The following is a 1992-nucleotide window of genomic DNA, read 5'->3' on the forward strand; positions in this document are numbered from 1 at the left end:
TAATAAGAGTAATCCACATCCATTCTCCAAGGAGATATTCCCGTTCCATAATCGCTGTTTATAAATGAAATATCGTCTCCTTTAGTTACTATTGCCCATTGTCTCGGAGAACTCCATCTGCTCGCTCGTTTTATATTCAAATCTCTGAAACCTTTTGTTGTCGCTATTCCGTTGCCATCGGTTGTGGCTGTCGCTAAAATATTATTAAAATCGTCTCTTATTTCCACTCGAGCGTCCGCGATAGGATTTCCCGTTTTCAAATCGGTTACAAAAATCGTATTTGAATCGCCAGAGAATTTTCCCGTCACTCCCATTCCCGTAATTTGAATTTGCGAAGAAGTTTCATAATCGTCTTTATCGTAGCCGACTATAGTTTTAAAATTCAAAGCCAAAAGCCCGAATTTATTATTATTCATATAATTCGTTAAATATAAAGGAGTAGTAATATATCTGTTTCTTGGAACATTCGCTTCAAAAGTCGATTCCGCGTCATAACCCGATAATCTTCTATAACTATTCGTATAATTTCTGAACTCCGCGGATTCGTCATATCTGTAAACGCCGTTATTAAGAAATAAAAACGGAATTATATTGTCTTTATCTACATATCGGCTTCTAATCGTTATCGGATTCGGATTGATAACTTCGATTGGAAATTTTATTCCTTCGTAGGATTCCACAATTCCAATGCCCGAAGGAATAGAAACTCGCGGATTATAATCGGTGACATTCAAAATAATAGTTTCCTCTTTTCCCAAAGTCTGCCCGTAAATATCTTTAAGATTTTCGTTTATTTTTATCGTATATTGAATATTAGGATTAAATCTTAATCTATATAATGAAAAATCTTTTGAACTCCAATTATCGTCTTCCAAATCTTCTTCGGACGGAAGTTGTATTTGAGGAGTTATTTCAATATTTCTTATCAAATCCGCCCAATAAACTCTCGTGGAAAAAGGAATTTTCGGAGGCTCGGGCGAATAAGACGCGCTTACCGTTTGCTCTTTATGTTTTTCGCTTAAATAAAAATTATCATGTATATGGAAATGGAAACTATAATCTTCGGCGCTTCCCAAATCTCCGTCAATAGCCGCAAGTCCAGAATCTACATGAACGGCTACCGTTTCGTTTTTACCAAATTCTTCTTTAGGAGTTATTACCAAAACCTGCCTTAAATCGTATTCGTCTATTTCCCAACTTCTCAAATCGTTTGTTGTCGCGTATCTTATCTCGAAATCAAAATTCTTTCCGCTTTCGTTCGATAATTTAATTTTTTCCCTTGCGCTTTGCAAATAAATCGGCATATTATAATAAACGACTATATTGACATCGGTTGCCACATCCCACTGCTCGTTGTAAGGAGAACTTTTTACTCTTATCGGTCTTATAGTATTAAATTCCCAAGTATAATCGTTTTCCAAAATCTCTCCGCTAACTTCGCTTCTTATTCCTTTTTTCAAAGTAGCTTCAATTCTCGTATTATCTGGCAAAGTTTCGGACGGATAGAAAGCCAAAGTATTAACCGAAAGCCATCTGTAATAGCCTTTAATATCGATATTAAAAGAAAGATAATCGTTCGTTATTTCTTTTATAGTTTGAAGATTTACCATTTGCTGATTGAAAGAAACTGTTATTGCCTCGTAATTGTATCGACTTGTATTCTCGCCGATTGGAGAAGTTCTGTCGACTATTACGGCGCAAAATAAATCTTGTCCCGCAAATAAAAACATTAATAAACAAATAATTTTTGATATGATTTTTTTCATTTTTTTAATCCTTAAAGTGAATTTTATTTTAGTATTATAAGTATAAATAGGTTTTAAGTAAATATAAAAATTGAAATTAATTATACAATATTAATGACAAAATTTAATAAAATAAAAAAAGCTTGCCATAACTTTTCCCGTATCATTTCTGTAGGATTTTATACATATTAAAACCCCATGCATATCCGCATGAGGTTCGTAAAAATTATATTATATGAAAGAATGT

Annotated in this window: 1 protein-coding gene; it reads right to left on the reverse strand. The window is 33.4% G+C overall.

The window, feature by feature from the left end; genetic code table 11:
* Window positions 1-1766 (reverse strand): Ig-like domain-containing domain (locus EZH24_RS10870; protein WP_170310863.1); only part of this gene is annotated, 1766 nt, incomplete at its 3' end.
* Between the last annotated feature and the right edge of the window lie 226 nt (window positions 1767-1992).

Origin of the sequence: Brachyspira catarrhinii, from assembly GCF_005518285.1 — a bacterium.
Taxonomy (GTDB): Bacteria; Spirochaetota; Brachyspiria; order Brachyspirales; family Brachyspiraceae; genus Brachyspira; species Brachyspira catarrhinii.